The following is a 15,767-nucleotide window of genomic DNA, read 5'->3' as shown; positions in this document are numbered from 1 at the left end:
TCTGGGATCTCGTTGTGGAGTTATGTCCGTCAAATTACCATAGTGATACTTGCGTGAGAATTCTCTAGGAGTAGTAAGTTGGATTGGCTGTTCATTCGTGCTTCCCCCAGTGGATTTCTAGGAAATGTGGGTAAATCCGCATTTTATGTGGGTAAATCCGCATTTTATGTGGGTAAATCCGCATTTTATGTGGGTAAATCCGCATTTTATGTGGGTAAATCCGCATTTTATGTGGGTAAATCCGCATTTTATGTGGGTAAATCCGCATTTTATGTGGAAATCCGCATTTTATGTGGAAATCCGCATTTTATGTGGGTATTAATCAAATTTGTGTGGGTATTAATCAAATTTGTGTGGGTATTTACACGGTTTATGTGGGTAAATGCTAAATATATGTGGGTATTTTTAAAAGTAAGTCGGTGTTGTTAATAATTCGGAGGATTTAGCGCTCTTTTTTCCGATAAATATACTATTAACAAACCATATGGACAAGTTCCATTTGTATCTTCAGCAAAAATAGTCGCCACAACACAAAACTAATTAAATTTTTATATCATTTACGAGGCTCTCCCGATCATGTGTACCGGATTAGCCTCGTATTTTTTGGTTTAATAACTTATGGCTGACGTTAACTACCGCTTGTTAACGGTGTTAGGGATTCTAACAGAGGTTGATCGGAAATAAAATAAACGTTTGTTTAACAAAGATCTAATTAACAGGCTCAGTTAAAGTATATAGTTGATTCCTGTTCAAGCGGACGTTTTTCTCGGGCAAGCACCGAGCCGCTTACGCTTAAATTATTATGTTTAATCCAGCGTCCCCGATTCACTTACTAGGCTCAATCCAGGTTCTCGATTCACTTACTTGATATCACGCAGAGTCGCCGCTTATCACTTCAATCAACAATCTTATATTATCATCGGTCAAATTTAGTACAGCTAATTAATAAAATGACCGAAGTATACAGATTGCGAAAAACTTCGGCGCTTTTTAGGAGTATTAATATTCAACGTCCTAAATACAATTTTAATTCTGAAATACATTTCTTACCTTAAGAATATACACAATCGCCGCAACACCAAATAACGCAATAATGAATTCAGCAATCCAAACGTTTTGAATTGTACCAACCTGATACATAGCTGGTACTACATCCATTAATGCATGTAGACCTATAGCATAAAGAACATACAAAAAGCGATTCTCACGAACGCCTAGCAACACCAATAAAGAAAAGGCAATATGGGCAAAAATCGCAGAAATTCTCTCAATTCCACCCAACAAATACATACTAAAGCCGGTATTTATAAATTGATCCTTAATTAGTGCGGCCTGCTCTGCGGGAATGGTTGCACCGATAGTTGATTCAAACATCCCCGTATTAATTAAGTTGGCAATAACTAGTGCATTTACTCCTGAGAGCACGCCAATTAAAATGCCTTCAATACCACCATGTCCAAGACCAAATGACAAACCATCCCGATACTGTCTATTTCTCTTTAGCAAAAATTTAAATCCAACATATCTACCGATTTCCTCAAACACACCTGCTGCCAAAGCTCCATACGCTACAAACATAACGGCGCTATTCGTCCATTTTAATGAGCGACCAGAAGGATCAAGAACTGCAATATGCAATGCTTTCTCAAGGACCTGAGAAAAAATGATAAAAATTAGAATTCCAATGCCCAATACTTTCCAAGAAAATGCCTTTTTTCTATATAAATAAATAAAAATAGCAACAGGAACTAATATTGCGATTAATATTTGAGCAATCATCCCTGCCATTTGTAATTGTGTTACCACTTGATATTTCCTCCGTATCTTAAGTGATAATAAAATCCCAAAAATGCATTATTCTATTGTAGTCATCTATATTCGCTGCGATACAATTAATAGTAGTCACAACAAACAAGATGTGGTCTGCAAACGATCAACTAAGCATTATCATTTACATTCATATTTATTCCCGTAACCAGATTAGTTGAAACATAAATATGAACACACTTACTATTTGGCGCCAAGAATTATAACGCAAGCATTTTTGAGTAATCAACGGTATTATTTTAAATGTAAGGGGATTGAACTTTTGAAAACATTTTTTTCAAAAATATCCTTATTTATTGACTTTACCATAATTTCTTGCTCCCCTTTATTACCGCTTTTTTTCATTTTAAGAATAGTTTCTTTAACTTGAGGGTGTATATTTGTTTTTAGTAGTTGATCTACTTTTTGAATATCTTGTGGCAGCATTTTTTTATAGACAGGTAGATTTTCTAAATCGTTTTGTAGAAATCCAAACAGAAAAAAACGCAACTCTGGATAGACAGCAAATTTTTCAGCAATGTTTTTAGCTATTTCATAACCATAAGGGTCTAAATCTGGCCAAATATAAATATTTTTAAGTGGGTGGTTGCTTGCTTTAGAAATAAGTATCTCTTCTCCAGATGAAAGAAAACCATTACTTAGTAATACTCCCCACTTATTTTGGTCTAGTAGTTGCTGTTTCACTATATTATGAAACAACTCTTGGTTTTCAACGATTAATAGATTTGAAGCAGACCAGTTAAATAACTCTATATCATTAATCATATCTCTAGGTATTGGTGTATAATTTTTGAATGCTATACTGCTGCCAATGTTAGGACCAAACCGCCATGAAAACTTGGCAGACAACAGTATTTCAGAAAAATCACTCTTTAAAATTGAAGACACTATAGTATTGCCAAGTAATGTTTTCAACTTCTCTATATCTTGTCTAGTTAATACCTTCGTATCTGAGAATAATCGTTGTGAAAATGTTTTTATATTTTCGGTTCTATTCTCTTCAATAAGTTCTAAAAGTCCATATAGGCATTTAATAATACGGAAGTAAGTAAAACTTGAATCGCTTGAAGAAGCAATTTTGTGGCCCGATTCATCTTCTAATATAGCTTTATGATTTGATTCATATAAATATTTTTGGGAAGTCAGGATATTGTATATTTTTGTACTTTCCGGTTTTGTAAGGATTTTTTGGATTTTTGGAAAGGCCTCTTTAACCCAAAATGGTACTTCGGGTTCCACAACATTGATAAAAGATTTTATATCCTTCAAGTGTTTTTCGTTATAGTATATGTGTGTTATATTTTTACAGTCAATTCTATCTGTGTCTTTTTTAAAGCGTACAATTAAAATGCCTAAGTTGTTTAAAGTATTAATTATATGATCAAGGGTTTCATAATTACAAGTTTTTAATAAGTTTAATTTCCAGTTTCTCCATCTTTTTTTGTTGTTAGCTTTGAACAAATCAAATAGTATTTTCTTGGCAATCTTTTCATCATTTTGTTTAAAGTGATCAGATAGGGAACCTCCGATTGGTTTTATCCCGTAAGTTCCTATTCTCCAGTTAATATTTTCCTTTCATAACTACATTCATTACATCGTTTAGTAGTATTTTTTTCACGTCTATAGGAGCCATTTCTAAGTTGAAATGGACTCCATGTTTTTATAGTTGATAAATTATGATTGTGGTTTAAAATGTGATTTTTGTTGAATGTATTCATCATTAATCACTCCATATGTGATGGGCGGTGCTACCTCTTCATTTGGCTCTTTTGGTCTTAATTGAATAGACATATCGACAAAAGGATAAGCGACTTTCAAATTTTCTGAATATGGCATTGCGATAATGTATTGGGAATTTGTATTTTTCAAAAAAGATCCTACTAATTCCATGTTTTGTTGATCAAGATGTGCAAACGGTTCATCTAGTATCATAAAACTTAGGATTCCATCTGCTTTTATTGTAGCTAGTGTTAGTAGCAATGAAGCAACAACCTTTTGACCACCACTTAATTTGGAATTTGAACGATAACTTATTGGTTTTTTACCATGAAAGCCAATTTTGTAATCCGCTCGCCATTTTTCATCGCCGTATGGGAAAAAGTTAATGGTTGCTTGAATATTTCCTTCTTTCGCCATGGTTTCAAGTGATAGTTTAACCCTTTTGAAAGCTTCTTGAACCATCGTCATAAATTCTTCACGAGCTTCAGCGTGCTTTTGTTGTAGTTTCTCTAATTGATTCTCAGTATTTTCGATTTCATTTAAATTGTTTTGTAGCAATACTGAGTGGGCTTTGTATTTTTCTTCTAATACTACTAAATTTTCAATTTCAGGGTCAAGTGGATCTCCTAAAGAATATAATTGCTGTATTAGAGAATTAATTTTTTCAATTTCTGTTTTGTAAAATTCATATTCACTTAATGAATTGCAATATTCCTCATCGCGAAACTTATGTTGTTGTTCTTTTGATAATTGTTGATAGATTTGTTGGAAATTTCGTTTTTTAATTTCCTTTTTAGTTGAAAGGTCATTTTGTTGGCTTACTTTTGCTTTCAGGCTGTGTTTAGATTGGTTGAGTTGCTCTTCTAGCTTTGCAATTTCTGCAAATATATTTTGTGAATTAATAATTAACATATGTTGATTGGATTTTTTTTGAGATAACTCTTTTGTGTATTCAATTAGCTTTTGTTTTAGTTTTGTTTTATTTGTTAGTAGTTCAAAAAAGATAGTTTGTTTTTCAGGAAGAAGTAGACGATTTTCTTGATCATTTATTTGGGCATCTATAATTTTGAGTTTATTAGAAAGTATTTCTTCTTCTGCTTTTAAATCTATAATGTTAGTTTCGAGCTTGTTAAGCTGTGAATAGTATTCAATTAATTGTGCCTCGTAAGCCTTTTTTCCGCAGTACAAACGATTGGCTTTTATCGATTTACCGCCTCTTTTAGTAACTAAATAAGGGTATGGTTTGTTTAAGATACAGCTATCACCTTTACTTGACCATTCCCAAGCTTCTTCAATCGTGGCTGCCATTTTGTACTTAGAGTACTTATTTAGATAGCCCGAAATACGCTCATCCAAAACAGTCATTTTAGTTAAAATTGATTGCTTATCTGCGTTTAAAACACATGATGAATACGGTGAAATCCAAAATGGATATTCAATTTGTTGGGCAATTTTCATCACTGAAACAATTTGTTTTGGATCAACTATTATCGTAAAACGTTCATTTCCTAATAATGCTTCAATAGCATTTCTCCATTCATGATCTTGCATTTCCACATATTCAGCCAATAATAAATACTGAATTTCTTCGGATTCTAGTAATTCTGTTAGTTTTTGGACTGCAAGGGGATAGATCACATTTTTATTTTTTTCAATTTTTGAAATGTCACTCTTAATTAATTCAATTTCATTTAAAACGTTTGTGACTTTTGTAATTTGGTTTCTGTGTTGAATAGTATATTTATTTTTTTTTGTTTGCAAAAGTTGAAGATCGACTTCTTCGATATTTTCATACTTTATTATGAATTCCTCGATATTACTAATTTGAGTAGATATTTCATTAAGATTAATATGAATAGGTGTTATTTCTGTTTGAAGATCATTTATTTCAGTTGTGATTTTATTTAATTGTGCTTGAATATTATCTTTTTCTATCAGCGTTACATCGTATTGCTTTTGTTTTTCAAGTAGGTTGAGATCTAAAGTTTTTATACTTTCATCTAATTGTTTAAGTGAACTGTTTATAATATTTATTTCTCCATTTAAGGTTTTAAGGATGCTCAATGGTTTATTAAATGAAAGTATATTTTTGGTTTCTTCATGTTGTTTAATCTCTTTAAATCTTGTAATTTTTTTTAGAAGATTATCCAAAGTGAGTTCTTCTTGTTGTTTTTGAAGGCATAGCTTATGGAATTGTTCTTTTTGTTCCTTTAAATCAATTTTTATTTTATTAAATTGTTCAATTCTTTCCTGTTCACCGCATATTTGCAAAATATATTGAGCAAGTTGTTCCTCCGATAACTCAAGAATTTTTTCGGTTTTGCCTTGTGATAAACTAAATGCATTAGAAAGGGACCGAGGCATTCCAATCTCACTCATTTGATGCAAATATTGTCCGACATCCAGCCAATTTATTTTTTCATTCAGATTTTTTTCTAAATCAAATACTCCATCAAAGATTATATACTCTCTTGAGATTTGTTTATCATTTATAAGGCGGCAAACAATTGTTACATCGTCATTCCATTTTCCTATTTCTTGAAAGGGGCGACGACCACAATTTTGATCAATAGTATTAGAAAATTTGCCTAATATATAAATCTCATGAATATGATCGCGTTCAAAGAAAGTTTTTAGAGTGTGGCCATTATCAAATTTTTTTGCTCCAAAAAGGACACGAAACATATTTAGTAAGGTTGTTTTGCCTGCACCATTTTCGCCGTTCAACATTGTTATAACATCGTGTATTAAAATTTCTTGTCGGGGGAAATATGAAAATCCTTCTGTTTCAATGCTTTTTAATTTTAATGGTAAATACCTTTTATGCATTTTTGCGGTGCTCATTGTATTCACCCTCCTTCATTTCTAGAACATAACTTTGAATAGTAGAATTAACAGTATTATTAAATGCTGTTTGCTGTTTTTCATGTTCAGCTACTAAAAAATCAATCATATTAGTTTTGACACGGTCGTACATAATACTTGAATCGATCGCGGTAAACAATCTTGGGCCAGCAATATAAGCTTTCTTTTTTAGAGAATATTGTAAGAATTGGTGCTTGCGAAGTATTGTCATGATTTTTCTGAGATTTACTTTGGACCAATATGTTGCTTGAAATTTTCATATAGCTGTTCTTCCGTAATAGTCAAGGGATCTCTTAATTCTCTCCGAATCATATGATCAATCCGTGGTAGAACAAGTAAACACCACAAAATTACAAGTATAGCTTTTTCATTAATGTTAAGTTGGTTACCGATTAATTTTTGTTCCATTATTGGTCTTGTTGTACGGATTTCCTTCTTTAATCTAGCATCGTAATAGCCTGATAAAGAATCATCGATAAACTCATAACCAGCTTCAGCAAGTGAATTGATTACTTTCTTTCTTAAATAATCATCAAAATCTAATTGAGGTATGTATTGCTTAGAAATGGGTTGAATGGTTAATACAGCACAAATTTCTTCAGATGTAATGTCATAAATATTATTCAAGTCACTCTCTCCTTTCTATGGTTGCAATTGAGACTGTTTTCAATATGCTATTATTTAATGATTTTGCTTTTTTGATTGTTTGTAATTGATATCGTAATAATTTTTTTGAGTCCAAATAGCACAAAGCAGCAAAATGCATAAACAAATCAACTTTGTTATCAAATTGAAGTAAAAACTTTTCTAAGGAAATTAAATTGTTCTCTGAAAATGTATTTTCTAAAACTAGGTTAGTTTTGTCTAAAAAAGATGCAGAAATGCTTTTTTGTTCTTCACGAATTCCATATACTCTTTTACTAATATTTCTTGACGAATTTAATGGTTTAACAATGTTTAAAAATTGGCCTAGTGCTTCAATTATTTCATCTTCATCAATCCATTGTGCTTGTGATGGTGTATATACAATATTATTAAGAAGGTTGGATAAACTTTTGAATGAAGATTGATAGATAAAACGATCAATATCTTTCTTTGTAAAGATCCCATTTCCCATTGAAATCGAATTGATTAATGATTGCCGCCGATAATCAAACAGTTCATTAATTTTTAATTCAAGTGAGAGCAAGAATTCAATAGAATTTTTATCGCTCTCAGTGATGTCCATATTGTTTAATCGTTTAAAATCATTAATTTGCTTAAATCTTATTAGAAAATCATCAATATTTTGTAAGAAGGCATCAAGCTTCTGTCTAGCTTCATAGATTTTTTCTTCATTTTTGGATATCAATGCCCCCTTTATTTCTTCAATATTTCTTTGAACTGAATGGATGGCTTGATCTCTCATAAATTCAAGTGAAGTTAGACTTAAATTCATTTTTTCAGCCGCATTCATCATATCTTTTAAGGCAGATTGAAAGGACTGATCATCCAGTTGATCACCCTGATATAAAAATGGCAGGAAGCGTGTGAATAATAACCCTGGATTTGTGAATTGGTAGCTTAATGTTCCTTCTTCACGTTTCAGCCAGCCGCCGTCTATTAAGCTAGTAACAATCGACTCGAGATCTTTTGCTGGATATTGAGGGATCATAGACTCGATGTCAGCTTTTGAGAATGTAGAGCTAGTAGAACTTCTAGAAAGTTCCATGATGACATGGATTTTGTGTTCGAATAGATTTTTAGAACTTGTTAAGTGACTCAATAAATGAAATAAATATGCAAAGCCTTTCGTATACTCAATTTCTGGAATTTTATTAATTTGTTGCAATTCCACATTTTCACCTCCTAAAACTATTAGCAGGCTAGACTAAAACTTTGGATTTTATACACAGAATTTTCAAAAAAGTCAGAAGGAATTAGAGGGATGGTGGGGGAAGTCTTTATTATATAAAAAAGTTTATCATAGCTCATGATGTTAAAAATGACCAACACACCAACAATGGAGAGAAAAAGTATAAAATTCAAATAAAATGGAGCTACTATAATTATTAGTAATTGGTTTCACCTTATGAAATCAAATTATTAATAGTAACTAAATTTCGAAGGGGTGGTTAAAATAAATGGATACGAACAAGATCTTTTTGGTTAACCAGAATATTTCACTGTTAGTTATTTGGCTATTAGTTAGCAAAGTCAAAAATGCACAAGAGTGAGCTAGACTCCTGTGCATAAAAACCTTGAGGCTGAGTTTCTCAGCCTCATAATTGAAAGTTTAACTAAAAGTTATATTAATTAAACATTATGGTTAAAGAATGTTCACAAGTTCGAAGTTATACATTTTGGAGAATTGTAAATTGTTTTGTAGCTATTGAGAATACATGTTTTTATTAGAGGATTGAAATATAGTCATTTATTCAAAGAAATTGTTGTCATTCCAATTTATTGCAACGTCTTGTTAAGAGGATTGAAACTCCCATTTATTTAATGTTTTATCTGGCAATTCGACAGTTAAAAAAAAATAGCCTCGTTATTAGAGGATTGAAACTATGATATCTGTTTATTAATAGTTAAATTTATGCCCCGATTTAGGGGATTGAAGTAGGGGAGGTTTCTTATGGAAAATTCATTTAAACAACTAACAGGTCATAACCCTTATCCATTTCAACTACAAGCAATTCAGGAAATATTAGACAATGAAAAATATATTATAACAGCCTCAACAGGTTCAGGTAAGACTTGGATGAGTATTTTTCCATTTATTTATGCTAAAGAAAATAATATTGCCTTTGCTGATCGAATGTTTTACGTATTACCACAAAGAACCCTAGTAACTTCTGTTGCAGATGTAATAAAACCAATTTTAGCAGAAAGAAGTTTAAAAGTTACTATTCAAATGGGCGGACAAAATGAGGATCCCTATTTTGAAGGGGACGTCATAGTAACGACAATTGATCAACTGCTTGCAGCTTATTTGGGGGTTTCATATGGAACATCGAGAAATGGTAGTAATATCGCTCCTGGTGCAATTTTAGGTTCGTATATTGTTTTAGATGAATTTCATTTGCTTGAAGTAGATAAATCACTGGCAACATACATCGACATGATAAATTATTTATCACCTTTTGTGCGAACTTGTATGATGACAGCAACAGCTACGGAAAAACTCCTTGAAGCCCTAGCAAATAAAATTAATGGGCGGTACCAAATGATATCCGGTCAAGAGATTGTAGATTTACAAATGGATTTAAATGCCGTAAGACTCAGAGAAGTGTTTTGGAATGAGGCACCCATAAGTGTAGAAGAGATTACCAAAAAACATCAAGATCGAACATTAGTGGTAGTGAATACAGTTAAAAAAGCTCAAAAACTATATAAAGAGCTTAACGAACATCTTAGATCGATTGGAGAAAATAATAAAATTGTATGCTTACATGCAAGATTTCTTAAGAATCATCGAAATAAATTGGAGTCTGAAATACTAGAAACATTGAAACGAAATTCCAATAAGGAAATGATTGTAATAGCAAATCAAGTTGTAGAGGTAGGCTTAGACATATCTGCAACAGTTTTAATTACTGAGTTGTGTCCTGCAAATTCTCTCATTCAAAGGATGGGTAGATGTGAAAGATATGGCGAATCCATTGGAAAAGTGTTTGTACACGAATTAGAAGGAAGTTCTTTGCCCTATGATAGTAATTTAGTAAATCGAACTAAAGATTATTTAATGGAAAATGCCCCCATAATTATGACAGCAATTGAAGAATCGCAAATGGTTGAAATGGTTCATTCAAATAATGAAGAAGAATTATTAAATAAAATATCATTTTCTGAGGTTAGGAAAATAGTTGCGAAAACGCAAATTGAGGGTCATCGTTCCCATATTAAAGAACTTATTAGAGACGTAGATAATATTCAAGTCATTATTCATCCGAAACCATGGGAGCTTGATCTATATAAAAAACCAGAGTATTTTTCTATTCCATATCGAACTATAATAAATGCTCTAAGGAAAATTGAAAATTTAGATGGATTAGTTTTTAATCCTGAGTTTCCTGAGGACATCCAAAATAAATACTCAAAAGAAGTAAAATGGAAACCATTAAAGGATATAAAAAGCATTCATAATTATTCATTCATTTCATTATCTCCACAGATTGCAAGTTACTGTAAGAACATTGGATTTAAATTGGATCAAGCAGGAGAATTTACATCAAAGGAAACTGTAGATGAAATAGATAAAAGAAAAAGATTTTCATATAAAAACGAAACGTATCTTGAGCATGCAATGGATGTAAGAGTAAAAATCCGGAGTAGGGATGAGGAATATACTGTTTTTTCTAATCAAGTTCAAAAGGCTTTAAACAACTATTCAATATCATTAAATGAACTAGCAGAATTTGTTGGTGCCCTACATGATGCTGGCAAGTTGTTAATTGATAATGTTCTGGCATATCAAAATTGGCAGCAGGAAATTATTGGTGATATAACGAATGAGTATTTAGCACATACAGATTTTGATGCAAACAATCATTATCATGTTCAAAAAGAAAAAGAAGCAAAATTTAAGAGGGTTCCCCATGCGGCAGAAGGTGCTTGTGCAGTCCTTCCAATATTAATGAAAGTGGTAGGGGATTTGAATGTAAGTAAAAAATTAGAATCGGAGCTATTTTTAGCTATGTTTACTGCTATAAAAAGACATCACGGTGCTTATGTTAATCAAGTGAAAGAATATAGTATGGTTAGTGATGCTTCAAAGATAATTTTAAAGACCTTGGAAGGTTTTTCGTTGAATGTGGTTTCATTGAATGAGAAATTTGGCTTAGCAAAAGCAACTCAATATAGTAAATATGGAGTAAATCCTTCTGAATATGAATTCGGATGGCCCTTGTATTGGTATTTTAGTAGAAGGCTTAGATTAGCGGATCAATTATCTCAACAAGAAAAAATTTAGGAGGTGAGTAAATGAGTAACGCTCTATTTTATATTCAAAAAAAATATGGAAGTTATGGTGATGCATTAGTAGCAGTTGGTTTAGCTAGGCTTTTGTCTATTCTATTTAATAGAAATGATATTCAGATTGAAGAGTATTCGGGATTTTTTAAATGTGTTTTTCCTAGTCAATTAGACTTTGAACAAATGGATGTAGAGGAATTAAAGCGTAAACCTGGTTACTGCTATGTTCAATTTGCAGAGGATGAGGAAGGGGTTCCGGTTCAAGCCTTTCGGTATTTTAGGGAGCAAGAATTATATAAGGCACAAAAAGAGTCGAAAAAATCTAAAGTTGATTTAAGCGGGGATTCGGAGAATTTACCTTTACCAGCCGATCCTATTTATTTGCTAATGCAAAGCCTAAGAGTATTACAAGCACTTGGTACAAGTAATAAATTGTATAAGGATATTCAAACAGTACCAACTCAAGATCTTAAAGTAACAATTGTTGAAAGATTAAAAATGTATTCATCGTTAGAACAGCAGCCAATTGAAAAGGAAGTATTTAGACCTTCTGTATCAGCTGTACAAGCCTATAATCCTATTATTGGAAAAGGTGTTAATAAGGCTAAAGCAAATTCCATTTCTGTTGGCTCAATTCCTTCAAAACTTGTTGACTGGTTTGAAGAATGGCTGCGCTTTATAGGATCAAATCTCGTGTTGAATGCCTATCCAATGAAAGATGACTTGAAGTTTTCAGCACTTATTCCAAGTAAAGTTACCGTTCAAGGTTTAATGAATTTGCATGAAAAATTTTTAAAACAGCGAGAGTATTCGTCAAGTAAGAACGACATATTAGTTATCCTAAATGTAGTTGAATTTTTGGTAGAACATTCTGAGGATTTTATAAAAGTTACTACTGACGATGATCCGTTTTTGTCGATGTTGGAAGTTAATCCAAGTAATATTATTTCTGGGCTATCTGGTGCTTATTTTAAAAGCTTAGGTTCCGGTAGAGTATTAATTAATAATTCATTTATTAGCTTTCCAGATTGGTTTCCAATAAATAACGAGAAAGACGCAGACCTCTGGATAGATGTGATTGATGATCATAAAAAAGTTTTGGGAAGGTTGGATGAATCAAAAAGTGAAGAAATGCAGCTATTAATGATGTATCGAGATTTTTTATCTAGTTCAGATTGGAAAAAGTTTTTTGAATATCTTACATCATATGCGGGTCTTTATTTACAACAAAAAGAGCGAAAGAAATATCTAGTTCAACATAGGCATGAAATCTTGAAAGGAGTGTGTCAACGAGTGAGTACAATGTTTAAAGAAATAATAAATAACAGAGGGTTTGATGAAATCGCAAAGGCAATTCGAGAAGCAACAGTAAATGAGCAATACAGAAAGTCGCAAGGGAAACAACAGTTTGAAATTCATTACGGACTATTTCAGGAAATAAAAAGAAAAGCAAAGTTTGAAGATCAAGTTATAAGTGTGGTTAATGATTTTATTTCCGAATACAATCGGGAAACTGCTAGAAAAATGGAGCAGAAGGGAAAAGATTATAAAGGAAGACTTTTAGTTTCATTAGAATCATTGAAAGAGTTTGCAAATTTATTTGATCAATATCCAAAGAAACATGAAACAATTGCGCTGATGTTAGTTGCCGCTGCTTCTTGTTATGATGGAAAAACCAAAAAGGATGAAGGGGGAAATGAGGAATGATAAACAATGTAACGATTTCTGGTCTATTAACTCTGGATATGCACTCTTTAAATAATGAGGGTGGTGAAGGTAATCAGTTACAAACAAGGATGGTCCATATCGTTGATGGACAAGGTGAACTTCAAGTTGTAAATGCAATTAGTGGTGATATGTTAAAGCATATTCAAGCCGATCATTTGACAAGTTTATCAATAGAAAAAGAGTTACCATTATGTGATGGATGTAGAAAGTTTGATGCTAATCGAATAAATCGAGATGGCTCATTTTTTGAGTCGTTAGATGGTGAGAAGAATAGTGTTAAAATTATCGATCAATTATTGCCGTATTGTACAGTGGACGACTTAGAGGGGATTTTAATCACTAGGGATAATCGGTCTGCATCGAGAAAATCTACTGTTGAATTTGGATGGCTAGTTGGTTTACCAGATTACACTCGAACGGAATCATACTTCCATGTGAAATTTGATAACAATCGTGGAGCCGGTTCTGGAGATGAGTCAGGTGCCAATCTTGGACAAAATATTTTCTATCGACCGGCTAGTTCTGGCAAATATGCGGTAGTTGTAAATCTAGAGTTAAGCAGGATCGCGTTTAATGATATTTCAAGAGAATATACTTTGTCAGAAGAAGAAAGGCTAAAAAGGGCAAAAGCTCTATTAGAAAGTGTAATGTTTACATTTATTAAACCGTTAGGAGCACATCGAAATACTCAAAATCCACATATCTTAGGGTTTGAAGGTATTGTTAGCTACTCAAAATCAACTGTACCTGCTCCTTCTATTAGTGCGTTAAATAGTAATTATCGAGAAGAAATTGAAGGGATTGTCGAGCAATTCAATCGACTCTATGACGGAAAGATCAATGCTAAAAAATTTGATAGTCAAGTTGAATTCACTCAAAATATGACAGATCTCATCCAAGAATTAGAATAGTGGGTGATTATATGAGTTGGCTAATTGCCGTGTACGATTTCACAACTCCGTTTTCCTTAAAAAGTTCCCTTGCGACTAGTTCTGGCGGAAAAACGAATCTACTACCGACAATGTATTCTTTTAAAATGGCTTTAATAAATGCAGCATATCATATTGGACTTGATGGAGAAAAAGAGTTTAATTGGATTAAAGGGCTTGATATTCGCTTTAAGCCACCGAAAAAAGCAACTGTTCAAAATTCGTTTGTGAAAATTTTGAAGGAATCAAGAAAAGAAATATTAAAGGAAAATCCAAGTCAAGTGTTTACGTCCTCAGTAGCTTTACGTGAATATGTAATATATAGTGATTCATTACATGTTGCAATTGAAATAAGTAAATTACAAGATAGCTGTGTTCAGAAGTTAAAACATTTACTTATTCACATTAATCAGTTAGGTAAACGAGGATGTTTTGTTCAATTTAAAGGTGTAAGGGAAGAGATGTCATTAAATCATGATTTTACATTTTTTCTTGAGGACAAAGAAATAGAAATGCCAAATGCTTTAATGATTCAATACCTAGATGATATGGGAGAAAAGTCAAAATTTGAATCTATAAATAATTATGATGCAAAGTCTGCTTCATTAGGAAAAGATAGAGTTTTAAAACAGGTAGGAGTACCTTATAAATTAATAAAATCAAGTAGAGGATATTCGCATTATGAAAGAATCGATTAGGGGAAAATCTTATTAATGAAAAATAATGAAGAACTCTATCAATACTTATCGAAAATTAAAATTGCCAAATTCACAGCCATTTATGAAGCGGGTCCAAACGGCTTAGAACTACCGCCTTTCAAAGGTTCTACCTTCCGTGGGAGTTTTGGGCATGCTTTTAAAGAAGTAGCTTGCACATGTCCGAACAATGGAAACGGGGTTTCACCCAAGCATTTTGATCATTGTGTTTATGCGTATGTTTTTGAGACTTCATCACCTGAAGGTTCGGAAATTTTAATTAATAATGAAAGTATTCCGAGGCCTTTTTTGCTCGAACCACCTAATGATTCAAAAACGTACTTTGCACCAGGGGAACGATTTACATTTGGTTTTTCGCTATTCGGAAAAGGAATAGAATATTTACCGTATTTTATATACGTGTTAGATGCAATGGGTCGCCAAGGCTTCGGGCGTGGTCAGAAACAGGCGGAGTTAAGACAAGTTTGGTCTGTTGATGCATATGGAGATTTAGCTAAGCCAATATTTTCAAATGCACAGCGTAAAGTTATTAATGATTTTATCATAGTAACTGGTGAGGAGATTCTAACGCAGAATTGTGAGCTTTCTGGTGAATGTCGTATTCATTTTGCCTCGCCAGCAAGACTTAAATATGATGGTGAATTTGTATCTAATCCTGCATTCCATATTGTATTAAGATCGGCTGTTCGTCGCATTACCTCTCTATTATATTTTCACCATGATGAACCAAAGTTAAATTTTGATTTTGGTAGATTATTCCAACAAGCTGAAAAGGAAATCACTTGTAAAAAGTCAAATGTGGAATGGACGAGCTGGGAAAGGTATTCAAATCGTCAAAAGCAACGTTTAAAAATGGGCGGTATCGTAGGAAATGCAGCGTATCAAGGTGATTTTGAACCCTATTTACCTTGGTTACAATTAGCTGAATGGAGCAATATAGGTAAAAATCCGGTGTTTGGCTTAGGTAAAGTGAAATTTATTTGGAAAAACAAATAACAAATAAATGGTAGCAATATTCTTTAACAAG

At 32.5% G+C, this 15,767-nt stretch carries 12 protein-coding genes; 6 read left to right on the top strand and 6 right to left on the bottom strand.

Annotated features, from left to right (window positions below; all coding sequences use genetic code 11):
• Nucleotides 1–78: 78 nt before the first annotated feature.
• A complete protein-coding gene (locus tag D612_RS0105565; RefSeq protein WP_026092406.1) occupies nucleotides 79–429 on the top strand; it encodes a hypothetical protein in 351 nt (116 codons plus the stop codon).
• Nucleotides 430–1,026: 597 nt separating this feature from the next.
• On the opposite strand, the gene D612_RS0105560 is transcribed toward D612_RS0105565, so the two are convergent.
• From D612_RS0105560 to D612_RS0105535, 6 genes are all read right to left on the bottom strand, one after another.
• Complete coding sequence (locus D612_RS0105560; RefSeq protein ID WP_017754506.1) at nucleotides 1,027–1,806, bottom strand: YhfC family intramembrane metalloprotease; 780 nt, start codon at nucleotides 1,804–1,806, stop codon at nucleotides 1,027–1,029.
• 255 nt (nucleotides 1,807–2,061) lie between these two features.
• Nucleotides 2,062–3,288, bottom strand: coding sequence for a toprim domain-containing protein (locus D612_RS0105555; RefSeq protein WP_017754505.1), 1,227 nt, complete (start codon nucleotides 3,286–3,288; stop codon nucleotides 2,062–2,064).
• A 213-nt stretch (nucleotides 3,289–3,501) separates the two neighbouring features.
• Nucleotides 3,502–6,375, bottom strand: coding sequence for an AAA family ATPase (locus tag D612_RS0105550; RefSeq protein WP_161603220.1), 2,874 nt, complete (start codon nucleotides 6,373–6,375; stop codon nucleotides 3,502–3,504).
• Nucleotides 6,368–6,622: a hypothetical protein gene (locus D612_RS0105545; RefSeq protein WP_017754503.1), complete on the bottom strand. Its 255-nt coding sequence runs from the start codon at nucleotides 6,620–6,622 to the stop codon at nucleotides 6,368–6,370. Before D612_RS0105545 ends, D612_RS0105550 begins: the two co-directional genes overlap by 8 nt.
• A 14-nt stretch (nucleotides 6,623–6,636) precedes the next feature.
• Nucleotides 6,637–7,038: a hypothetical protein gene (locus D612_RS0105540; protein ID WP_017754502.1), complete on the bottom strand. Its 402-nt coding sequence runs from the start codon at nucleotides 7,036–7,038 to the stop codon at nucleotides 6,637–6,639.
• Nucleotide 7,039: 1 nt separating this feature from the next.
• Nucleotides 7,040–8,248, bottom strand: a complete 1,209-nt coding sequence (locus D612_RS0105535) for a hypothetical protein (protein ID WP_017754501.1) — start codon at nucleotides 8,246–8,248, stop codon at nucleotides 7,040–7,042.
• 780 nt (nucleotides 8,249–9,028) lie between these two features.
• On the opposite strand from D612_RS0105535, the gene cas3 reads away from it, so the two are divergent.
• From cas3 to cas6, 5 genes are read left to right on the top strand one after another with little or no spacing between them, the layout of a single operon-like run.
• Complete coding sequence (gene cas3, locus D612_RS0105525; RefSeq protein WP_017754499.1) at nucleotides 9,029–11,365, top strand: CRISPR-associated helicase Cas3'; 2,337 nt, start codon at nucleotides 9,029–9,031, stop codon at nucleotides 11,363–11,365.
• Between the two features lie 11 nt (nucleotides 11,366–11,376).
• Nucleotides 11,377–13,074 (top strand): hypothetical protein, encoded by a 1,698-nt coding sequence (locus D612_RS0105520; protein ID WP_017754498.1) that lies wholly within the window; start codon nucleotides 11,377–11,379, stop codon nucleotides 13,072–13,074.
• The gene (locus D612_RS0105515; protein ID WP_017754497.1) at nucleotides 13,071–14,006 is read left to right on the top strand and encodes a DevR family CRISPR-associated autoregulator; all 936 of its coding nucleotides are present in this window, start codon (nucleotides 13,071–13,073) and stop codon (nucleotides 14,004–14,006) included. Before D612_RS0105520 ends, D612_RS0105515 begins: the two co-directional genes overlap by 4 nt.
• An 11-nt stretch (nucleotides 14,007–14,017) precedes the next feature.
• Entirely contained in the window at nucleotides 14,018–14,722 is a 705-nt protein-coding gene (locus tag D612_RS0105510) for a hypothetical protein (RefSeq protein WP_017754496.1), read from the top strand.
• A 15-nt stretch (nucleotides 14,723–14,737) separates the two neighbouring features.
• Nucleotides 14,738–15,736, top strand: a complete 999-nt coding sequence (gene cas6 / locus D612_RS0105505) for a CRISPR system precrRNA processing endoribonuclease RAMP protein Cas6 (RefSeq protein WP_017754495.1) — start codon at nucleotides 14,738–14,740, stop codon at nucleotides 15,734–15,736.
• The last annotated feature ends 31 nt before the right edge of the window (nucleotides 15,737–15,767 follow it).

Source organism: Calidifontibacillus oryziterrae, from assembly GCF_000331575.1.
Classification (GTDB): Bacteria; Bacillota; Bacilli; order Bacillales; family Bacillaceae_J; genus Calidifontibacillus_A; species Calidifontibacillus_A oryziterrae.
Note: the sequence above shows the minus strand (reverse complement) of the source record. Positions and strands in the feature narration are given on the sequence as shown.

Excerpts from the sequence above, each read along its gene's own strand:
- D612_RS0105515 (WP_017754497.1), top strand. The coding sequence starts at position 13,071 with ATGATAAACAATGTAACGATTTCTGGTCTATTAACTCTGGATATGCAC.
- D612_RS0105550 (WP_161603220.1), bottom strand. The coding sequence starts at position 6,375 with ATGCATAAAAGGTATTTACCATTAAAATTAAAAAGCATTGAAACAGAA.
- cas3 (WP_017754499.1), top strand. The coding sequence starts at position 9,029 with ATGGAAAATTCATTTAAACAACTAACAGGTCATAACCCTTATCCATTT.
- cas6 (WP_017754495.1), top strand. The coding sequence starts at position 14,738 with ATGAAAAATAATGAAGAACTCTATCAATACTTATCGAAAATTAAAATT.
- D612_RS0105520 (WP_017754498.1), top strand. The coding sequence starts at position 11,377 with ATGAGTAACGCTCTATTTTATATTCAAAAAAAATATGGAAGTTATGGT.
- D612_RS0105545 (WP_017754503.1), bottom strand. The coding sequence starts at position 6,622 with ATGACAATACTTCGCAAGCACCAATTCTTACAATATTCTCTAAAAAAG.
- D612_RS0105510 (WP_017754496.1), top strand. The coding sequence starts at position 14,018 with ATGAGTTGGCTAATTGCCGTGTACGATTTCACAACTCCGTTTTCCTTA.